18 protein-coding genes are annotated in these 26,162 nt (G+C 71.7%); 6 read left to right on the forward strand and 12 right to left on the reverse strand.

The features are described 5' to 3' along the window. Positions 1 to 156 precede the first annotated feature (156 nt). The 7 genes from ACFY29_RS16860 to ACFY29_RS16890 form a co-directional block, all read right to left on the reverse strand. Entirely contained in the window at positions 157 to 1,194 is a 1,038-nt protein-coding gene (locus tag ACFY29_RS16860; RefSeq protein WP_386987084.1) for a lactonase family protein, read from the reverse strand. Between the two features lie 150 nt (positions 1,195 to 1,344). Continuing rightward, entirely contained in the window at positions 1,345 to 1,947 is a 603-nt protein-coding gene (locus ACFY29_RS16865; RefSeq protein ID WP_386987087.1) for an ATP/GTP-binding protein, read from the reverse strand. After that, positions 1,928 to 2,317, reverse strand: coding sequence for a DUF742 domain-containing protein (locus tag ACFY29_RS16870; RefSeq protein ID WP_386987089.1), 390 nt, complete (start codon positions 2,315 to 2,317; stop codon positions 1,928 to 1,930). The genes ACFY29_RS16865 and ACFY29_RS16870 overlap by 20 nt, the downstream gene beginning before the upstream one ends. Beyond that, positions 2,307 to 2,729, reverse strand: coding sequence for a roadblock/LC7 domain-containing protein (locus tag ACFY29_RS16875; protein WP_386987092.1), 423 nt, complete (start codon positions 2,727 to 2,729; stop codon positions 2,307 to 2,309). Before ACFY29_RS16875 ends, ACFY29_RS16870 begins: the two co-directional genes overlap by 11 nt. Continuing rightward, entirely contained in the window at positions 2,729 to 5,353 is a 2,625-nt protein-coding gene (locus ACFY29_RS16880; protein WP_386987095.1) for a nitrate- and nitrite sensing domain-containing protein, read from the reverse strand. Before ACFY29_RS16880 ends, ACFY29_RS16875 begins: the two co-directional genes overlap by 1 nt. A gap of 239 nt (positions 5,354 to 5,592) precedes the next feature. Further along, on the reverse strand, positions 5,593 to 7,080 hold the full coding sequence (locus tag ACFY29_RS16885) for a catalase (protein WP_386987098.1): 1,488 nt from the start codon (positions 7,078 to 7,080) through the stop codon (positions 5,593 to 5,595). Next, complete coding sequence (locus ACFY29_RS16890) at positions 7,077 to 7,532, reverse strand: Fur family transcriptional regulator (protein WP_386987101.1); 456 nt, start codon at positions 7,530 to 7,532, stop codon at positions 7,077 to 7,079. Before ACFY29_RS16890 ends, ACFY29_RS16885 begins: the two co-directional genes overlap by 4 nt. Positions 7,533 to 7,709: 177 nt before the next feature. On the opposite strand from ACFY29_RS16890, the gene ACFY29_RS16895 reads away from it, so the two are divergent. The 3 genes from ACFY29_RS16895 (at position 7,710) to ACFY29_RS16905 (ending at position 10,048) form a co-directional block, all read left to right on the forward strand. Next, the gene (locus tag ACFY29_RS16895) at positions 7,710 to 8,303 is read left to right on the forward strand and encodes a hypothetical protein (protein WP_386987104.1); all 594 of its coding nucleotides are present in this window, start codon (positions 7,710 to 7,712) and stop codon (positions 8,301 to 8,303) included. Between the two features lie 11 nt (positions 8,304 to 8,314). Then, positions 8,315 to 9,316, forward strand: a complete 1,002-nt coding sequence (locus ACFY29_RS16900) for a hypothetical protein (RefSeq protein WP_386987107.1) — start codon at positions 8,315 to 8,317, stop codon at positions 9,314 to 9,316. Between the two features lie 345 nt (positions 9,317 to 9,661). Beyond that, entirely contained in the window at positions 9,662 to 10,048 is a 387-nt protein-coding gene (locus ACFY29_RS16905) for a hypothetical protein (protein WP_328419762.1), read from the forward strand. 122 nt (positions 10,049 to 10,170) lie between these two features. Here ACFY29_RS16905 and ACFY29_RS16910 read toward each other — a convergent pair whose 3' ends face one another. Beyond that, complete coding sequence (locus tag ACFY29_RS16910; RefSeq protein WP_386987110.1) at positions 10,171 to 11,964, reverse strand: glycoside hydrolase family 6 protein; 1,794 nt, start codon at positions 11,962 to 11,964, stop codon at positions 10,171 to 10,173. A 617-nt stretch (positions 11,965 to 12,581) separates the two neighbouring features. On the opposite strand from ACFY29_RS16910, the gene ACFY29_RS16915 reads away from it, so the two are divergent. After that, the gene (locus ACFY29_RS16915) at positions 12,582 to 13,667 is read left to right on the forward strand and encodes a hypothetical protein (protein ID WP_386987113.1); all 1,086 of its coding nucleotides are present in this window, start codon (positions 12,582 to 12,584) and stop codon (positions 13,665 to 13,667) included. Position 13,668: 1 nt separating this feature from the next. Then, positions 13,669 to 14,376, forward strand: a complete 708-nt coding sequence (locus tag ACFY29_RS16920; RefSeq protein ID WP_328419767.1) for a class F sortase — start codon at positions 13,669 to 13,671, stop codon at positions 14,374 to 14,376. Between the two features lie 70 nt (positions 14,377 to 14,446). On the opposite strand, the gene ACFY29_RS16925 is transcribed toward ACFY29_RS16920, so the two are convergent. Next, positions 14,447 to 19,528: an NAD-glutamate dehydrogenase gene (locus ACFY29_RS16925; RefSeq protein WP_386987116.1), complete on the reverse strand. Its 5,082-nt coding sequence runs from the start codon at positions 19,526 to 19,528 to the stop codon at positions 14,447 to 14,449. Positions 19,529 to 19,816: 288 nt separating this feature from the next. On the opposite strand from ACFY29_RS16925, the gene ACFY29_RS16930 reads away from it, so the two are divergent. Continuing rightward, the gene (locus ACFY29_RS16930) at positions 19,817 to 21,784 is read left to right on the forward strand and encodes a penicillin-binding transpeptidase domain-containing protein (protein ID WP_386987119.1); all 1,968 of its coding nucleotides are present in this window, start codon (positions 19,817 to 19,819) and stop codon (positions 21,782 to 21,784) included. Between the two features lie 134 nt (positions 21,785 to 21,918). Here ACFY29_RS16930 and ACFY29_RS16935 read toward each other — a convergent pair whose 3' ends face one another. The 3 genes from ACFY29_RS16935 to ACFY29_RS16945 form a co-directional block, all read right to left on the reverse strand. After that, on the reverse strand, positions 21,919 to 23,232 hold the full coding sequence (locus ACFY29_RS16935; protein ID WP_386987121.1) for an arginase family protein: 1,314 nt from the start codon (positions 23,230 to 23,232) through the stop codon (positions 21,919 to 21,921). A gap of 66 nt (positions 23,233 to 23,298) precedes the next feature. Next, positions 23,299 to 24,222 (reverse strand): tetratricopeptide repeat protein, encoded by a 924-nt coding sequence (locus tag ACFY29_RS16940; protein ID WP_328419773.1) that lies wholly within the window; start codon positions 24,220 to 24,222, stop codon positions 23,299 to 23,301. A gap of 183 nt (positions 24,223 to 24,405) precedes the next feature. Further along, complete coding sequence (locus ACFY29_RS16945; protein ID WP_386987124.1) at positions 24,406 to 26,094, reverse strand: methylmalonyl-CoA mutase; 1,689 nt, start codon at positions 26,092 to 26,094, stop codon at positions 24,406 to 24,408. Positions 26,095 to 26,162 lie beyond the last annotated feature (68 nt).

Here is a 26,162-nt window from a genome sequence, read left to right on the forward strand (position 1 = left end):
TCTTGCGTACAAGATGCCGTCCTTGCCACAACCGTTCGGACTAAAGTTACGCAGGAGAAACAGTTGATCACTGTTTAGCAACACACAGTGATGATGTGGCCCCGTCGTGTTGCCAAACCCGCGCCGCCCTCGCATCCCGTCCATCGACGCCGAGGCTCACGGCAGCACGCAGGTCGGGCTCGGCACCAGCACGGGCTCCCCGACGGGCGCCGGGACGCCGGTGTCGGCGTTCCGCCGGAAGACCCGCACCATGTCCGCCCGCTCATCAGCGACGTAGAGGTGGTCCCCGACCAGCGCGAAGTGCCGGGGCCACTCGCCACCGGTGTCCACTTCGGCCACCAGCTCGGGCAACTCGCCGGCCAGGCTGAAGACGGCGAGGGTGCCCACCCCGCGGTTGGCGACGTAGAGGAATCGACCATCCGGGGCGACCGCCAACTCCGACGGCTGGACGTGGCCGGTCCGCTCGCTCGCCTCGACCCGACCACGCTGGTGCAGCGCGCCGTCGTCGGTCAGCTCGTACGCGACGACCGAGGCGTCCAGCTCGCCGACGAGGAAGCAGCGCCGTCCGTCAGGGTGGCGGGCCAGGTGCCGGGGCCCGGTGCCGGGCGCCGTCCTGATCCGTGGCCTGCGTGGGACCAGCCGCCCGCTCGCGCCGTCCAGGTCGTACCGGTAGACCGAGTCGGTGCCGAGGTCCACCGCGAGCAACGGCCCCCGGCCCGACCCCGGGGAGACCATGTGGGTGTGCGCCCGCTCCTGGCGCTCCGGGTCCGGGCCGTGACCCTCGTGCACCACCAGGTCGGTGCGCTCGCCGGGCGAACCCTGCGGGTCGAGCGGGAAGACCGCGACGCTGCCGCCGCCGTAGTTGGCCGCCACCAGGTGGGCGCCGTCGGGCAGCACGGCCAGGTGGCAGGGCTCGGCGCCGCCGGTCGACCGGCTGCCGAGCGCGTCCAGCGCGCCGTCTGGCCCGACCCGCCAGGCGCTGATCTCGCCGTCCGTCAGCTCGTTGACCGCATAGAGCACCGGCTGGGTGGGATGCCGAACCAGGAAGGAGGGCGACGGGGTGACCGCCACCGTGCCGAGCGGAGTCAGCGCCCCGGTTGCCGGGTCGCGGCGGGCCACCACGATGCCGCTGCCCCGCCCGCCGCTCTGCGCCGTGTAACCCCCGATGTGGACGATCTCGTCCTGACCACTCACGTGCAACCCCTCCGCCGGCATCCTCCGTCGATCCAACCAGAGGCTGCCCGCGATGCCGGCCCGTTAACCGGCTTTCCGGCGGCGGATCGGCATCGTCGACGCCTTCGCCCACGACGGCGTCGGCGCTGCCGAACGCGGGCGGCGCCCCGCTCAGGCGGCCGGCACCGGCTCCCCGCGCTGCCGGGCAACATGCTCGACCAGGGAGATCAACACCAACTTGCCGGACTGCCGGTCCCGGGCGTCACAGAGCACCATCGGCACGTCCGGGTCCAGGTCGAGCGCCCGGCGTACGGTCTCCAGGTTGAACCGGCGGGAGTCGTCGAAGCAGTTCACGCCGACCACGAACGGGATGCCGCGCTGCTCGAAGTAGTCGATGGAGGGGAAGCAGTCCGCCAACCGCCGGGTGTCCGCGAGCACCACCGCACCGAGCGCGCCGAAGGCCAGCTCGTCCCAGAGGAACCAGAACCGGTCCTGGCCCGGGGTGCCGAACAGGTAGACCTGAAGGTCCTCGGTGATGGTGATCCGTCCGAAGTCCATCGCCACCGTGGTGGTCGACTTCCCCTCCACCCCGGAGACGTCATCGGTGCCGATCCCGGCACCGGTCAGCACCTCCTCGGTCTGCAACGGCCGGACCTCGCTGAGCGCGCTCACCAGCGTCGTCTTGCCTGCTCCGAAGCCTCCGGCGATGAGGATCTTCAGTGCCAGCGGGATGGTGGCGCCAGATCCCACATGGTCATAGCGCACGGAGTCCACTGACCACCGCCTTGAGGATGTCGTCGTCGGGAAGGTTGCCGGCGGCCGGCGGTTCGTGCACCGCGACCAGACCCTGGGCGAGGAGGTCACCGAGTAGCACCCGGACCACCCCGACCGCGAGGTCCAACTCGGCCGCCAACTCGGCCACCGAAACAGGTTGACGGGCCAGCTCGACCAGCCGCCGGTGCTCCGGAAGCAGCCGCGGGTCGCCCGCCGGATCGAGGTCCAACCTGGCCAGTACGAACGCGACCAGGTCGAAACCGTCGACGGCGGAGCGTACCCGGCCGCCGGTGAGTGTGTACGGGCGCACTACCGGGCCGGCGTCGCCGTCCAGCCACTCGTGCTGCGGCCCGGGCGGCTCAGCCCGCATCACCGGCACCGGCCGACGATCGGGCTGGCGCGGTGAGGTTCTCCCCCACCCGGATCACCAGCATCGCCATCTCGTACGCGACCAGCCCGATGTCCGCGTCGGCATCGCTCACCACGGCCAGGCAGGCGCCCTGTCCGGCGGCGGTGACGAAGAGGTACGCCGACTCCATCTCCACCACGGTCTGCCGGACCGGGCCACCGTCCACGTGCCGGCTCGCGCCCCTGGCCAGGCTGGAGAAGCCGGCGGCGAGCGCGCAGAGGTGCTCGGCGTCGGAACGCTCCAACTCGGCCGACGAGCCGAGCAGCAGCCCGTCGGCGGAGAGCACCACCGCCTCCCGGGCGGCCGGTACCCGTACAACCAACTCGTCGAGCAGCCAGTCGAGGCCGGCGCTCTGCTTCGTCGAATGCCGCACTAGGCGTCCCTCTCACTCGCGGTCAGGGGTTCGGGGGCCGCCGCCGGTCCGGGCGCGGCGGGCGAGGCGGGCCCAGGGTCGACAGCTGGCCCGGTACGGAGGTCCGCGCCGACCGGGCTGGCCGGGGTCACCGGCGCGGCCGAACTCACCGGAGCCGCCGCGTCCGCCGGAGCGGCCGGGCTGACCGGAGCGGTCGGGGCCGCCGGAGTGGCCGGGGTGGCCGGGGCCGCCGGAGTGGCCGGGGTCGCCGGGGTGATGACGGTGGCGCGGCCCCGGGCGGTGCCGGCCTGGAGGGCCGACATCACCCGGCGTACCTCCTCCGGCGATCGGGGCGTCGCGGTGTCGGCGACGGTCGACCGGGGCCGGGTGGTGGGGGTACGCCGCCGCACCCGGCGAGGCAGCCCGTCCAGCTCGTCCACCGACTCGTCAGCGGGTGGCACCCGGTCGGCGACACCGTCACCTGGCCCATCGACCGCGGCCGGCGCGGTGGCCGGCGACCCGTGATCGCCCAGCTCGGTGGCGTCCGACCCGATCGCGGGAGGCACGGCCGGAGCCGGGCTGCCCGGAGCCGGGGTGCCGGTGGCTGGAGCGGACGGTGCACCGGCGGCGGACGCCGCGGTGGTCGGTCGACTGCGGCCCATCCGGGGCCGGGGCACGGCGCCCCGACGGCTGGTCCGGGTCAGCCGCCGGTCCGGGCCGGCCGGCGCGGCACCCGGTGCGGCAGGGTCGGGGCCGGCCGGAGGCTCGGCGGTGACCAGGTCGGTGGGAACCAGCGCCACGGCGGTCACCCCGCCCTCCCCGGACGGGCGTAGCCGCACCCGCACGCCGTGCCGAGCGGCCAGCCGCGCAACCACGAACAGGCCGAGCCGGGCGCTCTGCGCCGGGTCGAACTCGGGCGAGCTGGCCAGCCGGGTGTTGGCGGTCTCCAACGCGGCGGCGGACATCCCCAGCCCACGGTCGGTGATCTCCAGGGCGTAGCCGTTGGCCACCTGCTCCCCGGTCACGGTGACCCGGGTGTCCGGCGGGGAGAAGGCGGTGGCGTTCTCGATCAGCTCGGCGAGCAGGTGGATGACGTCGCCGACGGCCCGGCCCAGCACACCGGCCGGCTGCACGGAGGTGATGTCCACCCGGTCGTACGCCTCGACCTCGGAGATCGCGCCGCGGACCAGGTCGACCATCGCGACCGGGTTGCGCCAGCCCCGGCCCGGCGCGGAGCCGGCGAGGATGACCAGGTCCTCGGCGTGCCGGCGGAGCCGGGTGGCGAGGTGGTCCACCTGGAACAGCTCGGCCAGCTCGTCCGGGTCCTCGGCGCGTCGCTCCATCCGGTCCAGCAGGTGCAACTGCCGGTGCACCAGGCTCTGGCTGCGCCGGGCGATGTTGAGGAAGACCTCGTTGAGCCCACGGCGCAGGGTGACCTCGTCCACCGCGGCCTGGACCGCGGTGCGCTGCACCTCGGTGAAGGCTCGCCCGACCTCGCCGATCTCGTCGTGGCCGTACTCCAGTGGGGGTGCCTCCCGCGCGACGTCGACCTGCTCGCCTCGGCGCAGCCGGGCCACCACGTCCGGGAGCCGGTGCTCGGCCAACTCCAGGGCGGCGGTGCGGACCCCGCTGAGCCGTCGGACCAGCGTGCGGCCGACCCGCACCGCCACCAGCACCGAGACCACCACGGCGACGAGCCCGAGCACCCCGGCGGCAGCCAGGCGGATCAGGATCCGGACCGCCATCGGCACCGAGCGGTCGGTGAGCCCGTCGGCCTCGGCCAGCTCGAAGTCACGCAACTGCTGCTGCACCGCGTCGTGGCTGGCCTGCCAGCTCGCCGCGTCCACCTGCGGCCGGCTGGACCGGTCGGCCACGACCAGCGCGTCCTGCATGGTGCGCAGCTGGGTGAACGCCTCGCTCTCGGTCAACCGCTGGTACGCGGCCCGGCCGGCCTCGGGCAGGTCGGCCACCGCGCTCTCGGTGAGCCACCGCTGGTTGCCGATGGCCTGCACGAGCTGGGTGTGCTCCCCCTCGGCGTACCGGCCGGCGGTCAGCGCACCGGCCAGCAGGGCGTCGGTCTGGCCGAGCAACTCGCGGGAGCGGCCCAGCGCGGTGAGCGCCAACGCCTGCCGGTTGAGGTCGGGGTCGGCCAGGGTCGCCATGCCGGCGAACGCCTGGAAGGCCGAGGAGATCATGCCGCTGTAGAGGCCGATCGCGCCGGCCCGGTCCACCTTGCGGTCGTCGATGAAGTCCCGGCCGGCCGGCAGCGCCGCCAGGGCGGTGACCAGCTGGTCGACCCGGGTGTCGAGCAGATCGTTGGCAGCGTCGCGCAGCTCCTCCCCGTCGACCCGGCGGCGCAGCTCGGTGACCGCCCGATCGGTGCGCTGCCGTTGCTCGGTCAGCGCGGGCAGCTCGGTGGTGCCGGCGAGCTGGACCACCGAGAGCCGGCGTTCCCGTTGCAGCTCGGTGACCACGACTTCACCGGGGCGACCCAGGTCGTACAGCAAGGTCCGGGCGGAGAGCAGGTTCAGGGCGGGACCGAAGGTCAGCGTGGTCGCGAAGATCCATAACGCCAGTAGTGCGGTGACCGGCGCGACGACCAGCGCAGTCAACTTCGAACGGATCGGCCAGTCGCGGGTTCTCATCAGACCTCGCCCGTACAGGGGTGGCAGGAGGGGCGCCGGCACCGCCGGGCAACGCGAGGCCGGCTGCGCCCGGCCATGACGCCGGGCACCGGCGCGGGCGCCTTGGGCAGGATACGTAATCGCGGGCCGTTGCACTACCGCCTGTCGCGCCGAGATCGACGCTCCGGAATGCACCCCGAGCGGTACGGCGAGCGCCCCGCCGGCGGACCGGCGGGGCGCTCGTGGTGGTGCGGTACGGGTCAGGCGTTGGCGGAGATGCCGAGCCCTTCGGCGACCCGACGGCCGTAGTTCTCGTCGCACTGGCTGAAGTGCCAGACCATCTTCTCCTGGATGTGCTTGTCGCACTGGGCCAGCAGCGTGGTCAGGTTGAGGATCAGGTCGTCGCGCTCCCAGTCCGCCATCTCGCGGAAGCGGCGGCCCGCCTGGGAGTAGTTGTTCTGCCGCTCGATCGGGGCCTTCATGACCTGCCCGGAGACGAACGGACGGTACTCCCGGTAGGACTCGTCAGCCTCCTGGAGGCCGGCGACCGAGGACGGCTCGAAGTTGATGTGCGGGTTGCCGCCCCGGTTGTCCACCCCGTACGACATCTGGCCGCCACCCTGGTTGGTGCTGACCTGGACGTCCTCGCGCGGCCGGTTCACCGGCAGCTGGAGGTAGTTCGGGCCTACCCGGTAGCGCTGGGTGTCCGAGTAGGAGAAGGTCCGGCCGACCAGCATCTTGTCGTCGGAGAAGTCGATGCCGTCGACCAGCACGCCGGTGCCGAAGGCGATCTGCTCGTTCTCGTTGTGGTGGTCGGTGATGTTGCGGTTGAGCGTCATCATGCCGACCGGCAGGTAGGGGAACTGCTCCTCCGGCCAGATCTTGGTGTCGTCGAGCGGGTCGAAGTCCAGCTCCGGGTGCTCGTCGTCGCTCATCACCTGCACGTTGAGCTCCCACTGCGGGTACTCGCCGCTCTCGATGGCGTCGTAGAGGTCCTTGGAGGCGTGGCCCAGCTCGGTGGCCTGGATCGCGTCCGCCTCGGCCTGGGTCAGGTTGTGCTCGCCCTGCTGGGTGATCCAGTGGAACTTGACCAGCACGCCCTCGCCCTGGGCGTTGACGAGACGGTAGGTGTTCACCCCGGAGCCGCGCATGGTGCGGTAGTTCTTCGGGATTCCGTACGGGGAGAAGAGCCAGGTCAGCATGTGCATCGACTCCGGCGTGTTCGACATGAAGTCGAAGATCCGGTTCGGCTCCTGGCGGAAGGTCACCGGGTCCGGCTTCAGCGAGTGGATCACGTCGGGGAACTTGATCGCGTCGCGGATGAAGAAGACCTGGAGGTTGTTGCCCACCACGTCCCAGTTGCCGTCCTCGGTGCGGAACTTGACCGCGAAGCCGCGCGGGTCGCGGGCGGCCTCGGAGGAGTCCCGGCCGCCGATGACGGTGGAGAACCGGATGGTGACCGGGGTCTTCTTGCCCTTGGTCTGGAACAGCTTGGCGCGGGTGTACTTCGCCGCCGGTTCGTCACCGATCGTCCCGTACGCCTCGAAATCGCCGTGCGCGACGAAACCGCGCGCGTGCACGACCCGCTCCGGGATCCGCTCCCGGTCGAAGTGGCTGATCTTCTCCAGGAAGTGGTAGTTCTCCAGCGTCGCGGGGCCGCGCGAGCCGACCGTCCGCTGCTGCTGGTTGTTGTTGACAGGGTGACCCTGCCGGGTGGTGAGGATCGGCTTGTTGGCCTCGTCGCTCATCGCTCTCCTCCAGGTGGCTGGTGCGGCGCTTCTGATCGGTGCTGGGACTGACAGTCAGGGCAGCGGCCCCAGTAGGTGACCTCGGTGTAGTCGACCTCGAACGCGGCGGCTCCCGGGTCCAGGCAGGGCCTGGGGGCGGCGCTCCGGCCGGTGTCGACGATCGCCCCACATTCCCGGCACACGAGGTGGTCGTGGTCGTCCCCGCCCACCTCGTACCGGGCCGGCCCGCCGGCCGGGGTGAACCGGCGCAGCAGACCCGCGTCGGTCAGTGCGTGCAGGACGTCGTAGACCGCCTGGCCGGAGACCCGGTCGAGGCGGACCCGGGTCCGCCGGGTGATCGTGTCGGCATCCAGGTGTGGCCGCTCACGCACCGTCGCGAGCACCGCGAGGCGAGGCTGCGTGACCCGCAGCCCAGCGGCCCGCAGGCGTTCGACGTCGGTTCCGAGCGGCATCACCCCACCCAAGCTCGTTTTCTGGAATGAGTCAAGTTTTAGGCGGGTGCGGCACTGTGTGCCTCGTCATCGCCGGGAGGAATCCCGACATCGGACGCGGGCCGGCAAGGAAAGTGCCCCGGATGGGGATTGGCGATCAGTACGCGGAGGGAATACCGGGTAACGAAGGAGGAGCCCATGTCGCCCACGCAGATAATCGTCATCGTGCTCGTCGTGCTGGTGATCGCGGCACTGGCCGTGGCCGCCCGGTCGCTCATCCGGCGCCGCGAGCTGCGCAGCCGGTTCGGGCCGGAGTACGACCGGGTGGTTGCCGAGCAGGACAGCCGGTCTGCCGCGGAGCGCGAACTGCGCGACCGGGAACGCCGGCACGCCGAACTCGCGCTCACCCCGCTCAGCCCGGAGTCCCGGGCCCGCTACGCCGCCGCCTGGGAGGAGCTCCAGGTCCGCTTCATCGACTCGCCGAGCGAGACCGTGGGTGACGCGGATGAACTGGTCACCCGGCTCATCGAGGAGCAGGGCTACCCGACCGGGGACTTCTCCGACCAGACCGCCCACCTCTCCGTCGACCACGCCCGCACGCTGGCCAACTACCGGGACGCGCACGAGATCCACCTGCGCAACTCCCGGGGCGAGGCCAGCACCGAGGAGCTGCGCCAGGCGGTCGTGCACTACCGGGCACTCTTCGCCGACCTGCTCGGCGAGGAGCCGGTCGGCCACCATCCGCCCGAGCAGCGCCATCCGGACACCCCGCACGACGCCACGAGCCGCTGAGGAGACCACCGATGCGCCAGGAAGAGCAGCAGGTGAGCAACGACCACCCGGAGGCCGTCCGGTCCGCGCCGGTCCCGGTGCCGCCGGCCGGTGACCTGGCCGGCCCCTCGGACATACCCGAGGACGCCCTGGACGACCGGGGCACGTTCGACGACCCGTCCGTCGCCGACGAGCGGGCCGACGGGTCCCGGCGCGACCGGCCGGACGACCGGTCCGCCGACCCGGACGACCGGTCCGCCGACGAGGGCGGGTTCCACGAGCCAGGGCCGCTGCCGACCACGTTCGGTGCCACCACGGTGGCCGACGCGGTGGCGGCTTCCGCGCTGGCCAGCCCGCGCCCGCAGGACAAGCCGGACCCCCGGGGCGAGCGGACCGCCCAGCCGGGCGACGGTGCCGAGGACGGCGAACGCGAGGGTCTGCGCGCCGACCCCACGGCCGAGCTGCACCGCCGAAACACCGACGCGGACGAGGACGCGGACACCGACGACGACTGGCGGGCCGACGCGGACACCTCGCGGACCGTCGTACCGCCGGGAAGCACGGACGGTGCGCCCGAGCGGCGCAGCGATCTGACCGCGGCCGGTGGCGATCCGGACGCGGCCGCCTACGGCAGCGCGACGCCGGAGATGGTCGACCCGGACGCGGTCTCGCCGGACGCCGACCCGGTGCTCGCCGGACGTGGCGCCGGCACCTCGCTGGAGTCCGCTGGGACGTCGCGACCGGCCGGCTCGACCGTGGCGGCCGAGGCGGCCGCGCTCCTCGACGCGGACACGGCACAGGCGTTCCGGGATCGCTGGCGGGACGTGCAGCTGCGCTTCGTGGACGATCCGCAGGCCGCGGCCGCCGAGGCGCAGGCGCTGGTGGAGGAGGCCATCCAGGCACTCGCCTCGGCGCTGGCCGCGCAGAAGACCACCCTGGGCGGATGGCAGGACGCCGGCTCGGCGGACACCGAGCACCTGCGGGTGGCGGTGCGCCGCTACCGGGACTTCCTGGACCGCGTGCTGGGTCGCTGAGCGACGACGAACCACGGGCGCCCCGGCCGACCGGCCGGGGCGCCCGCGCACATCCGTCAAAGCGCCCGCGGCACCCTCCGGGCGGGCGAAGCCGGGTGGGACAAGGCCCAGGGCCTCCGGATCAACCTGTGGGCCGGCCTGGTGATGCTCGTCTTCGGCCTGCTCATGCTGCTCTGGCAGCGGCTGCGCCCGGCGGAACCACCCGCCCCCAACGAGGAGGAGCCCGGTCGCTGACCATCGGCCGCGCACCGGTGTACGCCGGTGTCGGGGGCGCGGGGCATGAGCGCGGCCCGAGGGGGTACGCGAGGGGGATCAGGCAACGTGTCGGACACAGGAGGCAGCACCATGACCGATCGCGATCGCCGACCGCCGCTGGAGGACAGCCCGGAGGTGGCCTCTGCGGTGGACGATGACAGCACCGTCCCGGAGCTGCGGACCGGCGGCGGCCCCGACCGGGACACCCCGGCCTTCGCCGAGCCCCGCGACCGGCCGGACGACCTCGCGCCGGACACCGACGACCTGATCGGCGACCCGTACGCGGCGGGCACCGGAGCGACCGGGACGGGTACCGGCGCCGGCGGGGACAACATCCGGACTGGGGCGGAGCAACCCTGGGAGCCGGAGGATCTGGTGATGGCCCGCGGGCAGGACCTCACCCCGGAGAACCTGGACAAGGCCCGCCGCGATCTGGCCGAGCAGGGTCGGGCGGCGATCGAACGCACCGTGCCCTGATCCCGGCGCACGAGGGCGGGTCCCCGGCCCGACCACAACGGTCGGACCGGGGACCCGGGGGAACCTGCCGCCGGCAGTGCCTCACCTACTGCCGGCGGCGGGTGGGTGCGGGAGCGAGCCGGTCAGAGCGCCGGGTACGCGTTGCGCATCAACTCCTGGAACTGGGCGGAGAACCAGGCACCGGAGATCGGCGCGTTCGGCAGGGCACCCGTCGCGCTGTTGCCGTTGCGGGGGTTGCCGCCGTAGGTCGGGTCGCACATCCGGTCGAAGCCCTTGCCCTCGTCGTTCGGGATCAGCTCGCTGGAGCCGTCCGACTCGCCCGGAGGCTTCACCCAGACGTACGCGTCGATGCCGGACTCCGGCGCCGACCGGGGCCGCTCGCCGAGACCCGCACCGGACTGGTTGCACCAGTTGCCGGCGTGGATCCGGCGGTCGATCCGACCCCCGTTGACGTAGGTGTCCACGCTGGTCGTCGCGCCCGGTCCGGTGGGCCGCGCGGAGCCGCCCCAGCCGTTGCGGGAAGTGTCGATCAGCATGCCGATGTTGGCGTCGAAGCCGACCTGGACCAGCTTCTGCCGGAACGCCTGGGCGAAGGACAGCTCGTCGACGTAGAAGTTCCAGTCGACCCACTTGGACTGCCGCACCGACTGGCCGTTGACCGAGTCGGTGATCTTGACGTACGGCTCGCGGAGAGCCGAATAGTTGGCCGTGTTGACGATGAAGCCGTGCACGTTCGCCACCGTGCTGCCGGAGGCGACCGCGGCGCTCTTGAGCATGTCGGCGGTCGGGCCGAAGTTGCTGTCCCAGCCGATCCAGCCGTGGTGCGCGGCGTCGATGTAGTTGTAGACGTTGCCGAGCGCGCCCAGCTTCGTCAGGGCGTAGCCGACGCCGTTGACGTACGCGCCGTTGGCCTTGACCGTGTCGCACATGGCCGTACCGCCCGGCTGTCCCGAGGTGTTGGTCACCAGGTTCGGCAGCGAGTCGATCTCAATGATGTTGATGATGCGTAGGTTCCGGTACTTCGGGTCGGCCTGGATCGCGGCGATCGGGTCGATGTACTCGGCCTTGTAGCGGGGCAGGTCGTTCGGGCCCAGCTCACCGTTGGAGGCGAGCGCGGCGCAGTCCCGGCCGGGCAGGTTGTAGATCACGAACTGGATGTAGCCGGCGCCCTGGCGCAGCGCCTCCTCCAGGTGGTCCCGCACCCCGAAGGCGCCGTTGGAGCTGCTGTCCGGGGTGCCGTTGATGGCGGCGATCCGGTCCAGCCAGACGGCGGTCGGGTTGTTGGAGATCCGGCTGCCACCCGCCTCGGCGTCCGCCTTGGCCTTCCACTCCGGGTTCACGTACCCCCGCGCCCCGGCGTACGGGTTGTCCACCTTGCTGCCGGCGGGCGGCGGCGTGGTCGGGGGTGGCGTGGTCGGCGGCGGGGTGGTCGGGGGCGGCGTGGTCGGGGGCGGCGTGGTCGGGGGCGGCGTGGTCGGCGGCGTGGTGCCGCCGTTGCAGGTCACCCCGTTGAGGGTGAACGACGTCGGCTTGGGGTTGCTGCCACTCCACGCGCCGTTGAAGCCGAGGCTGATCGAGGCACCGGTGGCGAGGCTGCCGTTGTAGGACAGGTTGCGTGCGGTGACCTGGCTGCCGGACTGGGTGAACTCGGCCGACCAGCCCTGCTGAACCCGCTGGCCCGCGTTCGGGAAGGTCCAGCCGAGGGTCCAGCCGTTGACCGGGTCGCCGAGGTTCTTGAGGGTGATGCTCGCGGTGAAGCCACCGGGCCAGTCGTTCGTCGTGTAAGCGACGTCGCACTGCGTCGCGGCGTGCGCCACGGTGACCGGAATGGTCACCAACCCGCCGGCGACCAGGACGCCCGCGCCGGCGAGCGCGAGGGCCCGGCGTTGGCCGGACAGCCTTCTCCACACATTCATGCCACTGATCTCCTTGGGCGAGACCGGGCTCGCGTACGGCCCGGCGAGACGGCCCGGTGGGCGTCCTGGACGGACGGCCGCCGGCGCCAAACGGGATTCTTCGGGGGTGCCCGACCCGGACGGGCGTGGTGGTGGTGGTGAACGACCGGCACGCGGCCGGGCGGTCAATCGGCGGCGGGACGTCGTCCGGTGGACCGGATGCCCTCGACTCCCTGCCTGCGCGGTGTGGCTCCCCGAACCGCGTGCGCCGATTCTTGCATGGGAGCGCTTCCATGGCAATGGCTCGATGCGTTCCCGTGGTGAGGCCCGTGACCCGAGTCGGACGATACCGCCGAGCCGGGCCCGAGCGGCACGAGCGCCACCGTGCTCACCGCTACCGGATGAGCACGACGGGCAGGGCACAGCGAGCGCGGAACAGCGCGGGCCGCTCGCAACGGCGTGCCGCGCCTGAGACGGCACTCACTGCGGCGAAAGCCGCGCAGTGCCTCCTTTGCCACCTACCAACAGTAAACGCCAAAACACGAATCTTTCGCTTCAAAGGTCATGAAACGGTCTAACGTCGGTCGTAGCTCGGTTGTCGCCGGGCTCAGGACAACAGGGATGGAGTGACGCAGGTCATGGCTAAGAAGATGCTCGGGAAGGTCGTTGCGGGCGCCGCGCTCGGGAGCGCGTCGCTGCTGGTGTTCGCGCCGGGGATCGCGTTCGCTGACGGTCACCACGACGACGGCAAGGACCGTGACGGCAAGGTGTTCGCCAAGCCGCACGTGGTCAAGGCCGGCGACGAGGTCAAGCTCCTCGAGATCTGCTCGGAGCGACAGGAGCACGCGTTCGTGTGGTCCAAGGTCACCGGCAAGGTCAAGCTCAAGCCGGTGCACGACGAGCACGGCAAGGACGACAAGGACAAGGACGAGCACGGCAAGGACGAGCACGGCAAGGACGACAGGGACAAGGACCACAAGGGCAAGGACGAGCACGGCAAGGACGACAAGGGCAAGGACCACGAAGGCAAGGACGAGCACGGCAAGGACGACAAGGACAAGGACGAGCACGGCAAGGACGAGCACGGCAAGGACGACAAGGGCAAGGACCACGAAGGCAAGGACGAGCACGGCAAGGACGACAAGGACAAGGACGAGCACGGCAAGGACGACAAGGGCAACGACCACGACGGCAAGGACGAGAACGAGCGGTACGGCCAGGGCGGCGGCGCTGCGGCCGACGAGGGCAGCAAGGACTGGAAGGGCGAGGAGCACGGCCAGGACGCGGAGCACAGCCGCGACAAGAAGGACTGGGAGTCCAAGGACGAGGACAAGAAGGACCGGGACTCCAAGGACGAAGACAAGAAGGACTGGGACTCCAAGGACGAAGACAAGAAGGACCGGGACTCCAAGGACCACGACAAGAAGGACTGGGACTCCAAGGACCACGACAAGAAGGACTGGGAGCACAAGAAGGACTTCGTCTACTACGGCGAGGCCAAGGTCGACAAGGACGCCCGTCCGGGTCGCCACGAGCTCAAGGGCTCGTGCGGCGAGGGTGAGCTCGTCGTCCTGCCCCGCGGCGGGGTCGACGGTGGTGACGGTGGCGCCAGCACCGGCACCGACCGTGGCCTGGCTACCGGTGGGGCGAGCCTGCTCGGCGCTGCCGCGCTGGGCGGGATCGTGCTGATGCGCCGTCGGCGGACCGATGGTTCGCTCGTCTGACGTGACGACGACACGGGCCGGCGGCCGTCACGGGAAACCGTGGCGCGCCGCCGGCGCGGCCGTCGCCGTCGTCACCCTGGCCATGATCGGCGCCGGCATGATCGGCGCCTCCCTGAAGACCACGCCCGCACCCCGCCCGCCGCAGCCACTGGCCCAGGCCGGTCCCGAGGTCACCGGGCCGACGGTCACCGCCACCGGCGTCCCTCCGGTCGACGGGGAATCCGTCGCGCAGGCAGAGGCTCCGGCCGGACTGGCCCGCTCCGCAGCGACCACGATCGAGATCCCCCGGATCGGCGTCAACGCGACGATCATGTCGCTGGGCACCAACCCGGACGGCACCGTCCAGGTCCCTCCGCTGAGCAAGGCCGACCAGGCCGGCTGGTACGAGCCGGGCGTGAGCCCCGGCGAGACCGGTAACGCGGTCATCGTCGGGCACGTGGACTCGGCGAAGCTCGGCCCGGCCGTCTTCTTCGACCTCGGCTCCCTCGTCCCGGGCGACAGGATCACCGTGGGGCGGGCGGACGGAAAACCGGTCGCCTTCCGGGTCGACTCGGTGAAGTCGTACCCGAAGACGTCCTTCCCCACCGAGCTGGTCTACGGGCCGAACGACCGGGCCGGTCTGCGCGTGGTGACCTGCGGCGGTCAGTTCGACGAGACCGTCAAGAGCTACCCGGACAACGTGGTCGTCTTCGCCACCCTGGTGGAATGACCAGCCAACACCAACGCGGTCCGGCCGGTCGGGGTTACCCGACCGGCCGGACCGCGTCCGGCGTACCGACTCAGGCTGCCGCGGAGGTCCGCACCAGGGTGCGGATCTGGCGCAGCAGCACGGACAGGGCGGCGAGATCCGCCCGCGACTCGTCGAACTCCCCCATGGCTCGGCGGGCCCGGTGGATCGAGGTGGCGTTCGACTGCTCCCACTGCTGCACCCGCTCGTGCGGCGGCAACTCGTCCGGGGTCGAGTCGAGCACCTCCGCGGTGAGCGCGGCCAGCGCGGCGTACAGGTCGTAGCGCAGCGCCATCCGGGCCAACGTCTGCCAGCGGTCCTCCCGCGGCAGCAGGGAGATCTTCGACAGCAGCGAATCCACCCGGAACAGGTCGGAGAGCACGAAGTAGACCGAGGCCACCTCGCTGACGTCCCGCCCGCTGCCGGTCGCGGTCTCCACCACGTCCATCAGACCGAAGCTGTACATGAGCCGGGTCGCGCGTTCCGCCAGCTCCCGGGGCAGGCCACGCTCGGTCATCGAGTCGATGTGCGCCACGATGCCCTGCCGCTCGGTGCCGTAGAACAGCTCCTCCAGCCCCGGCAGCAGCCGGGCCACCCCGTCGCGCAGCCGGGCGATCTCGGCCGGCACGTCGATCGGCGAGCGCCGGTTGGACACCAGCCACCGCACCGCGCGGTCGAGCAGCCGCCGGGTGTCCAGGTAGACGCTGGTCTGCAGTTCCGGCGCAACCTTGTTGTCCAGCGCCTCGACCGCGTCCCACAGCTCGCGCAGCCCGAACACCTCGCTGACCACCACGTAGGCCCGGATCACGTCGGCCGCGCTGGCCGCGGTCTCCTCGACCACCCGGAAGACGAACGAGATGCCGCCCCGGTTGATCGCCTCGTTGACCAGCACGGTGGTGACGATGTCCCGGCGCAGCCGGTGCCGGCCCATCCGGTCGGCGAACCGCTCGCGCATCGGCGTCGGGAAGTAGTTGACCAGAACCTCGGTCGTCCACTCCTCGTCTGCCAGCCCCTCGGTGAGGATCTCCCGCTCCAGGACGATCTTCACGTACGCGAGCAGCACCGCGAACTCCGGCGCGGTCAGCCCCGACTCGCTGCGGACCGCCAGCTCTTCGTCCGGCGGCAACGCCTCCAGTGCCCGGTCCAACGCGCCCGAGCGCTCCAGGTCGTTGATCATCCGGCGGTGCACCGGGAGCAGCGAGGCGGCCTGGGCCTGGGCGTTGTTGATCGCCCGGGCCTGGTCGTAGTTGTCCCGCAGCACCAACTCCGCGACCTCGTCGGTCATCTCGGCCAGCAACTCGTCCCGCGCAGCCGTGGTCAGCTCCCCGTCGGCGACCGCGGTGTTCAGCAGGATCTTGATGTTCACCTCGTGGTCGGAGGTGTCCACGCCGGCCGCGTTGTCGATGAAGTCGGTGTAGATCCGGCCACCGGTCAACGCGTACTCGATCCGGCCGAGCTGGGTCCAGCCCAGGTTGCCGCCCTCGCCCGCCACCCGGCAGCGCAGGCTACGCCCGTCCACCCGGATCGCGTCGTTGGACTTGTCGCCCACCTCGGCGTTGGTCTGGCTCGACGCCTTGACGTAGGTGCCGATGCCGCCGTTCCAGAACAGGTCGACCGGCGCGGTGACGATCGCCTTCATCAGCTCCTGCGGCGAGATCTGCGTGACGTCGTCGTCCAGGCCGATCGCCGCGCGGACCTGCGGGGTGATCGGGATGGACTTGGCGGTACGCGAGAAGATGCCACCGCCGGCCGAGATCAGCTCCGGGTTGTAGTCCTCCCAGGATGATCGGGGCATTTCGAACAGCCGCCTGCGCTCGGCGTACGAGGTGGCCGCGTCCGGGGTCGGGTCGAGGAAGATGTGCCGGTGGTCGAAGGCGGCCACCAGCCGGATGTGCTCGGAGAGCAGCATCCCGTTACCGAACACGTCACCGGACATGTCGCCGACGCCGACCACGGTGAAGTCCTGGGTCTGGGTGTCCAGGCCCAGCTCCCGGAAGTGCCGCTTGACCGACTCCCAGGCGCCCCGGGCGGTGATGCCCATCCTCTTGTGGTCGTAGCCGGCCGAACCGCCGGAGGCGAACGCGTCACCCATCCAGAAGTTGTGGGTCTTGGAGATCTCGTTGGCGATGTCGGAGAACGTCGCGGTGCCCTTGTCCGCCGCCACGACCAGGTACGGATCGTCGCCGTCGTGCCGGACCACGTCCTCGGGCGGCACGATCTGCCCGCTGACGATGTTGTCGGTGACGTCCAGCATCGCGCCGACGAACGCCTGGTAGCAGGCGACCGCCTCGTCCCGGTCGCCCGGCTTCTGCTTCAGCACGAAGCCGCCCTTGGCACCCACCGGCACGATCACCGTGTTCTTCACCATCTGCGCCTTGACCAGGCCGAGCACCTCGGTGCGGAAGTCCTCCCGCCGGTCGGACCAGCGCAGCCCGCCCCGGGCCACCGGCCCGAACCGCAGGTGCACGCCCTCGAACCTGGGTGAGTAGACGAAGATCTCGAACTTCGGTCGCGGCGCCGGCAGGTCCGGGATGGCCTGCGGATCGAGCTTGAAGGCCACGTACGCCTTCGGCCGCCCGTCGGCGCGCTTCTGGTAGAAGCTGGTCCGCAGAGTCGCCTCGATCAGCGTCAGGTACGAGCGCAGAATCCGGTCCTGGTCGAGGCTGGCCACGTCGTCCAGCGCGCCCCGGATCGTCTCCACCAGCTCACCGCTGCGCTGCTGACGCTGCTCGGTGCTCAGCTCGCCCGGCGCGAACCGGGTCTCGAAGAGCTCCACCAGCAGCGCGGCGAGCTTCGGGTACGCGATGAAGGTCTGCTCCATGTAGTCCTGCGAGAAGACCGTGCCGGCCTGCCGCAGGTACTTCGCGTACGCCCGCAGCACCACCACCTGCCGCCAGGTCAGCCCGCCGCGCAGCACCAGCTCGTTGAACCGGTCCACCTCGGCCTCGCCACGCCAGGCGGCCGCGAACGCGTTCTCCACGTGCGGGCGTACCTCGGCCAGCTCCTGGTGCGCCTCGGGCAGCATCAGGCCGAAGTCGTAGAGGTACACCCGGCCGTCGATCCGGTCCACCTCGTACGGGTGCTCGTCGACCACCCGGACACCGAGCGAGTGCAGCACCGGCAGTACGGCGGAGAGCATCATCGGCTCGCCGTACCGGTAGACCTTGAACCGGACGTCCATCGCCTCGGTCGGGTCCGCCCCCGGCACGCGGGTGCCGGGCCGGGGCGGGAGCTGCTTGCGGAACAGGTGCATCTCCAGCTGGCCCGGCTCCTCCAGCAGCTCCAGCTTGGCCAGGTCCTTCATCGCCTCGTACGGCGTGTGCCCGTCCTTGTAGCCCTCCGGGAACGCGTCGGCGTACCGGGCGAAGAGGTGCTTGGCCTGCTCGTCGCCGAGCTTGCGCTCCAGCACCAGCCGGTAGTCGTCGTCCCAGAGCCGGGTCGCGTCGGCCAACTCCTCGGCGAGCAGGTCGGCGTCGATCTCACCGGGCGGCCGGGTGGGGTCGGTACGGACGATGAAGTGGACCCGGGCCAGCATCGACTCGGTCACCCGGGTGGTGTAGTCCACCCCGACACCGTTCAGCTCGCGCAGCAGGATGTCCTGCATGCGGAGCCGGTTCTGCGTGGTGAACCGGTCCCGGGGCAGGTAGATCAGGCAGGAGATGAACCGCCCGTACGCGTCCCGGCGCAGGAAGACCCGCAGCTGCCGCCGGCCCGCCATCCGCAGCACGCCGATCACCGCGTGGTACAGGTCGTCGGTCTTGATCTGGAACAGCTCGTCGCGCGGGTACGTCTCCAGGATCTGGAGCAGGTCCTTGCCGGAGTGGCTGCGCCGGCTCAGGCCGGAGCGGTCCAGCACCTCGGCCACCTTGCGGCGTACCACCGGTAGTTCTCGCACGCTGGTCCGGTACGCGGCGGTGGAGAACAGGCCCAGGAAGCGCCGCTCGCCGATCACCTCGCCGGCCTCGTTGAAGATCTTGAAGCCGATGTAGTCCAGGTACGCAGAGCGGTGCACGGTAGCGCGCGAGTTGGCCTTCGTGATGATCAGCAGGCGCTTCTCCAGCACCTTCTCGTGCGCCTCGGGCGTCATCGACGACAGCGACCGGGCCTCCGGCGAATCCGAACGCAGGATGCCCAGACCGGTGCCGAGCACCGCCTCCAGGGCCTTGCCGTCGACCATGTCCGCGCCGCCGCCACCGGCGGCGTCCACCAACCGGTACTCGCGGTAGCCGAGGAAGGTGAAGTGGTCCTGGGCGAGCCAGCGCAGCAACTCCACCGAGTCGGTGATGTCCTTCTCCGGCACCGGCGGACGGTTGTCCGAGGTGCGGGCCGAGGCCAGCTCGTCGGCGAGCGCGAGGGCCCGCTGACGCATCTTCGGCCAGTCCTCCACCGCCTCCCGCACGTCGGTGAGCACCCGTTGCAGCTCGCGGCGCAACCGGTCCCGCTCGGCGGCGTCCCGGACCGGATCGATCTCGATCCGCATCCAACTCTCGATGATGTCACCGGCGATCGCGTCGTCCGGTTCGACGTCCGCGGAAACCTCGGTGAGCCGGCCCAGCGGCTCGCGCCGGACCACCACCAGCGGGTGCACCAGCAGGTGCACGTCCAGGTGGTACGAGTTGAGCAGCGCGGTCACCGAGTCGACCAGGAACGGCATGTCGTCGGTGACGAACTCGACGACAGTGTGGTGCTGGTCCGCGTGCGGTTCGTGGATCCGCAGCTTGAGCTCTCCCGGCACCCGTTGCTGGGCGAGGTCCCGGTGCGCACGGGCGGCGTCGAGCATCTCCTCCGCCGTGAAGCCGACCAGCTCCTCGTCCGGGGCGAACCGCCAGAAGCGGCCTACCAGGGTCGCCGCGTCGTGATCGTCTCCGGCGAGCGCGACGGCCTGGGCCACCAGGCGCTCCGCGTTGGGCACCGGCTCGTCGAGCTCGGCGTCCTCCACATCGTCGGCCAACGCCTCTGTCGGCAGGCCCAGATCGTAGATCGTGTCGATACTCGACCCGGTCAGCCCGGTCACTCCCGTGTCGAGTCGGCCGTAGCCGTCCCCGTCGGTCGCCGAATCGAAGCTGTCGTCGTCCCGGCCAGAGTCATCCTGCCGGAGGTCGGGTTCCGGTTTGATCGCCGGACGCCGGTCCATCGGTGCCACTCCCCTCGACCCACCACGTTGTGGGTCACTCAGCCCAAGCCTAGGCCCTGCCGTTCTGCACGATCGTCGGCGGACCACCGGCCAGACGTCCGGATCGGGACTCTGTCCTTTCACCCGTTGCGGGTCATGAGGTTGGCCGGTTGCGGGATACCCCGCCACGCGATGTTCATCACACCGGCACGGACGGTCTTTCCGCACGTAGGGCCGCATCACGGGACGTTGAGGACACCATCCGCGTACTACCGTGCAGGGCAGTCCGAGATTGGAAGGACCCGCTTCATGCCCCTGTCGTACCCCCGGCCCCACCGGCCGAACCATGCCCGCCGGCGCATCGCCGCCCTCACCGCGACCCTGGTCGCCGCCGGTCTCCTGGCCGCTTGCTCCGGCGACGACGGGCCGCAGCGCAGCGTCGACGCGTTTCTGGCCGGCTGGCGCAGTGGCGACCTCCAGGCGGTCGGCCTGGTCGACACGACCGGCGCCAAGGTGCCGGCGGCCGAGGTGAGCCGCGAGATCAAGGAGCTCTCCGGTGAACTGGCGGCCACCCCGCCCACGCTGACCCGCCGGGGCGAGCCGAAGGTCACCGCCAACATCGCGACCGTGCCGATCCGGGTGGAGTGGACCCTGCCCGGTCAGACCCGCTGGGCGTACGACCGGGAGGTGCGGCTCGTCCAGGGCGACGACGACCAGTGGCAGGTGACGTGGGAGCCCCGGGTGCTGCACGAGCAGCTCACGAAGGGTGACCGGCTGGGTCTGCGCCGCGACACCGGTCCCCGGGCCGGGCTGCTGGACGCCGCCGGGCAGCCGATCGTGTCCCCGCGTCCGGTGATCCGGGTGGGCGTGCAGCCGAACGGGGTCGCCGACATCAATAAGCTGGTCAAGGATCTCGACGCGGCCTTCAAGGCGATCCGCCCGGCGCTGGTCCCCGCGATCGACCTGACCGATCTGCCCTCGCGGGTGGCGAAGGCCGAGCCGGGCGCCTTCGTCGAGGTGGTGTCGCTGCGCGAGGAGGCGTACCTCCAGATCAAGCCCCGGATCTACGACCTGCCCGGCACCAAGTTCCAGTCCGACAAGATCGACCTGGCGCCCACCCGGGAGTTCGCCCGGGCGCTGCTCGGCTCGGTCGATCAGGCGCAGGCCGACGACCTCGCCGCGCACCCGGACCGGTACGTCGCCGGCGACCTGGTCGGGCACGGCGGCTTGCAGGGCCGCTACGACGAGCGGCTGCGCGGCAACCCCGGGCTGACCGTGGTGGTCGAACGCCCGGACGAGGGCGGCAAGCTGGCACCCACCGGCACCGAGTTGTTCCGTCGGGAGCCGCAGCCCGGGCAGGCGCTCAAGACCACGCTGGACGTGGCCGCCCAGAACGCGGCCGACGGGGCACTGCGTGCGGAGTCCCGCCGATCGTCCCTGGTGGCGGTACGGATCAGCGACGGTGCGGTGCTCGCCGTGGCGAACGGCCCCGGGCCGGCCGGGGAGAACCTGGCCTTCACCGCCCAGGTGCCGCCGGGCTCCACGTTCAAGATGGTCAGCGCGCTGGGCCTGCTGGACCGGGGCGCGGTGACGCTGGACGGGCCGGTGAACTGCCCGAAGACCTTCACCGTCGACGGTCGCTCGTTCAAGAACTCGGACAATTTCCAGCTCGGCTCGGTGCCGTTCCGCACCGACTTCGCCAAGTCCTGCAACACCGCGTTCGCGGCGCTGGCGCCGAAGCTCGGCGGCGACGGGCTGGCCGCTGCCGGCCGCTCGCTGGGCCTGGAGGGGCAGTGGGACCTCGGCGCGGACGCGTTCACCGGCAAGGTGTCGACCGGCGGCAGCCCGGCCGAGCAGGCCGCCGCCTCGTTCGGGCAGGGCACCACGCTGGTCAGCCCGCTGGCCATGGCCGGCGCCACCGCCGCGGTCGCCCGAGGCCGGTTCGAGCAGCCGAAGCTGCTGATCGACCCGGCACCGGCCAAGCCCGCCGCAGCCGGCGAGCAGCTCAAGCCGGAGTCGGTCGCGGCGCTGCGCACGATGATGCGCGAGGTGGTCACCGTCGGCACCGGCAGCGCGCTCAAGGACGTGCCGGGCGGCGAGGTGTACGGCAAGACCGGCACCGCCGAGTACGACGACAACCCGGCCCACACGCACGCCTGGTTCGTCGGTTGGCGGGGCGACGTCGCGTTCGCCGTCTTCGTGGAGAAGGGCGGCGCCAGCACCGCCTCGGCCGTGCCGATCGCCGAGCGCTTCCTGCGCGCCCTGCCGGCCCGCTGACCCACCCAGGCACTGCGGTGATCCACTCGCGAGGTCGCTGATGTTGGGGTGTCCGAGCCACTGGACACCCCAACATCGCCGATACCGTCTCGATCACGGGCACCGGCCGCCCCCGCGTTCGGGCGGTCGGTGGGTCAGGCCGTGTCGACGTTGGGGCGGTCGGTGTCCGGGGCGGCTGGCGAGGGCCGCCGCAGCAGACCCGGGCCGGCCGATGCGGGCGGGCCGACCGGTTCCCGCTCGACCGGAGCCGCGACGCCCGCCGGCTCCGCGTGCACCGACGCCAGGGTGCCGAGCGGCTCCGGCTCGGCGGGGGCCGGAACGCCGCGCGGCCGGCCCGACGGGCGGACGCCGGAGGGGCCGTCGGCGGGCGAACCGGCAGCGACGGCGAGGTCGAGCGCGGCGGACTGCGCCTCGTCGACGGGCGCGGGACGCGCTCCGTCGAGCCGCTCGGGGGCAACCGCTGGCCGCCCCTTCCCGCGCCGCGGGGCGGGGGCGGCGGGGCGGGCCGACAGCAACCGGGGCGGTACCGCCTCCGGGGCGGTGACCGGGGCCAGGCCGGCCACCACGGTGTTGACGATCTCGGCGGCGTAGGAGCCGTCCGGGTCGTAGTCGGGGTCGAAGACGGTCAGCTCGACGCCCAGGCAGTGCGGAGTGTCCACCAGGCCGGCGAGCAGGATCTCCAGCTCGGCGAAGGCGATCCCGCCTGGGTCGGGCGCGTCCACGGCGGGCATCACGGCCGGGTCGAGCACGTCCACGTCGATGTGCACCCAGTAGCCCGCGCAGTCGGCGAGCTGCTCGTGCGCCCACTGAGCCGTCCGGGCGGCGCCCTCGGCGCGCAGCGCGGGCACCGGCCGGGTGATGATCCCGGCCGCCTGGAGGTCGAGCCGGTACTCGTCCTGCGCCCGGATGCCGAGCACCACCACGTCGATGTCACGGAAGTAGGGTCGGCGTCCCTCCAGCGCGGCCAGGTCGGCCTGCCCCCGCCCGGTGACCAGGGCCAGGTCCTCGCCGGCCGCAGCACCCACGTAGGAGGCGTTGCCGGGGTGCCGGAAGTCGGAGTGCCCGTCCACGAAGACCAGCCCGATCCGCCCGCCGACCGCCTCACCGAGGCGGTGCATGGCCAGCGCCGAGCCGAGCAGCACCGAGCAGTCGCCGCCCAGCACCACCGGGAACTCGCCCCGGTCGATGATCGAGCCGATCCGCTCGGCGAGCGCCATCGAGTAGTCGGCGATCTCCCGGGCGTGGCACACCCCGTCGCCGGGCCGCCAGTCGCCCGGGTCGTACCGGGGCGGGGTGAGGCAGCCGGCGTCGCGGGCCCGCAGCCGGGCCAGCAGGTCGTGGTCCCGCAGCGCACCGGGCGCCTTGCCGCAGCCCGGGATCGAGGTGGACGTCGGCGGCCGCAGACCAAGATTTGTCGGCGCGTCGAGGACGGCGATCCGGCGCATCATGAGCTCCCGTCCTCGGTGGTCGGGCGGGCCGGCCGGAACGCCGGCCCGCGCTGGCGTGCTACGAACTCAGAACAGGGCGCTGGCCAGAGCCCGGCGCGCCGAGGCGACCGCCGGATCGTCGGGGCCGGCGATGGTGAACAGCGAGACCAGGTGCTGGCGTGCCGTCTCGCGGTCCTCGCCGGCGGTGCGCCGGACCAGGCCGACCAGCCGGGCGTACGCCTGCTCGGCCATGCCGCTGAGCACCTCGATGTCGGCGGCCAGCAGTTGGGCCGCCACGTCGTCGGGAGCGCTCTCGGCGGCGGCCAGCGCGGCGGTCGGGTCGGCGCCGGCCACCCGGCGGGCCACCCCGACCTGGGCCAGACCGGCCTCGGCCGCGGCATCCGCCGGGGAGTCGGCCAGGATCTTGCGGTACGCCCGCTCGGCGGCGTCCAGGTCGCCGCTCATCAGCGCGTCGTCCGCCTCGTCGAGGCGCGGGTCCTCCGGCTCGGCGACAGCCACGCCACCGGCCTTGAGCACGGCCTGGAGCCACTGGCGCAACTGCGCCTCGGGCACCACGCCGGAGAAGGCGTCGATCGGCTGGCCGCCGACCACCGCGTAGACCATGGGGATGCCCTGGACCCGGAACATCTGGGCGATCCGCGGACTTTCCTGCACGTCGACCCGGGCGAGCACCCACGCGCCGCCACTCTCGGCGGCCAGCCGCTCCAGCACCGGGGCGAACTCGTCGCTCTCCGGGAAGCCGGCCGCGCCGAAGAAGACGATGACCGGCAGGGCCATCGACCGTTCGAGCACGTCGGCCTGGATGGTGGCCTCGGTGACGTCGACGATGGCGGCGTTACCGCCAGCGGTGGGCGCGCCGGGGGCGCCTGCGGACGGGCCGCCCTGCGGGGGTGTGCCGGGACGGGTACTGGCTGGTGCGGGGCCGCGCAGCGTGCTGAGGTCGACCGCGCCGCGGGTGAAGATCGACGAGGTGATCCGTGGGTCGCTCATGGTTACCTAGTCTCGCACGTGAGCCCGCGATCTCAGCTCACCCGCAACCCCGACGTTGCAACTCTCACGCCCACCAACCCGCGCCGCCCCCAACCCCCGTGATCACGCACTTTCTGTCCCCGAGACGCGGCATATGTCGGGGCAGAAAATGCAAGATCGAGGGGGGTCGGGGGCGGTGGAGGGTCAGAAGCGGGCGGGTTCGCGGTAGGTGCCCCATTCGGCGCGCAGAGCGTCGCAGATCTCGCCGAGGGTGGCTTCGACGCGGACCGCGTCCAGCATGGCGGGGATCATGTTCTGGTCGGTGCGGCCGACCTCGACCATCCGGGCCACCGCCGCGCGGACCGCCGACTCGTCCCGGGCGCCCTTGCGCTCGGCGAGCACCCGGCGCTGCTCCAGCTCCACCTCGTGCGAGATGCGCAGGATCTCCAGCTCCTTGGCGACCGTGCCGGTGTGGCAGTTGACGCCGACGATCTTCTTGTCGCCCTTCTCCAGCGCCTGCTGGTAGACGAAGGCCGACTCGGCGATGTGCCCGGTGAACCAGCCGTCCTCGATGCCGCGCAGGATGCCGGAGGTCATCGGGCCGATCTGGTGCGGGCCCTCGCCGCCGAGCTGCCTGATCCGGGCGAAGATCTCCTCCGCCTCGGCCTCGATCTTGTCGGTGAGCGCCTCGACGTACCAGGAGCCGCCGAGCGGGTCGGCCACGTTGACCACACCGGTCTCCTCCATCAACACCTGCTGGGTACGCAGGGCGATCTCGGCGGACTCGTCGGTGGGCAGCGCCAGGGTCTCGTCCAGCGCGTTGGTGTGCAGCGAGTTGGTCCCGCCGAGCACCGCGGCCAGCGCCTCGACGGCGGTGCGTACGACGTTGTTGACCGGCTGCTGGGCGGTCAGCGACACCCCGGCGGTCTGCGTGTGGAACCGCAGCCAGAGGGCCTTCTCGCTGGTCGCGCCGTAGACCTCGCGCAGCCAGCGGGCCCAGATCCGGCGGGCGGCCCGGAACTTGGCGATCTCCTCGAAGAAGTCGAGGTGCGAGTCGAAGAAGAAGCTCAGCCCCGGCGCGAAGACGTTGACGTCGAGCCCTCGGCTCAGCCCCAGCTCGACGTAGCCGAACCCGTCAGCCAGGGTGTACGCCAACTCCTGCGCGGCGGTCGAGCCGGCCTCGCGGATGTGGTAGCCGGAGACCGACAGCGGCTTGTAGCGCGGGATCTCCCCGGCGCAGTACTCCATCAGGTCGCCGATGAGGCGCAGGTGCGGCTCGGGGTCGAAGAGCCACTCCTTCTGCGCGATGTACTCCTTGAAGATGTCGGTCTGCAGGGTGCCATCCAGCTTGGACAGGTCGGCGCCCTGCCGCTCGGCGGCGACCAGGTACATGCAGAACACCGGCACGGCCGGGCCGGAAATGGTCATCGAGGTGGTGACGCTGGCCAGGTCGATGCCGTCGAAGAGCGCCTCCATGTCGGTGGCGGTGTCGATGGCGACGCCGCAGTGGCCGACCTCGCCGAGCGCCTGCGGGTCGTCCGAGTCGCGGCCCATCAGGGTCGGCATGTCGAACGCGACCGAGAGGCCACCACCGCCGGCACCGAGGATCATCTTGTAGCGCTCGTTGGTCTGCTGGGCGTTGCCGAAGCCGGCGAACTGCCGGATCGTCCAGGTCCGCCCGCGGTAGCCGGTCGGATGGAGACCCCGGGTGTACGGGTACTCGCCCGGCCAGCCGATCCGCTCGAAGCCCGGGTACGCGGCACCCTCCGGCGGTCCGTAGACCGGGTCGACCGGCATCCCGGAGAGCGTCGTGAAGTCCGCGTCCCGCTTGCGCGCGGAGTCGTACCGGGCCTGCCAGCGTGCCCGTCCGGCGGCGATCTCGTCGGCGTCCATGCGCAGGGCTCCTCCTCGGGTCCTCGACTGCACATCGAGTGTAGAGCCCTCGCCTGAACGATCGCTAA

This window comes from Micromonospora sp. NPDC000668 (assembly GCF_042897975.1).
Lineage (GTDB): Bacteria > Actinomycetota > Actinomycetes > Mycobacteriales > Micromonosporaceae > Micromonospora.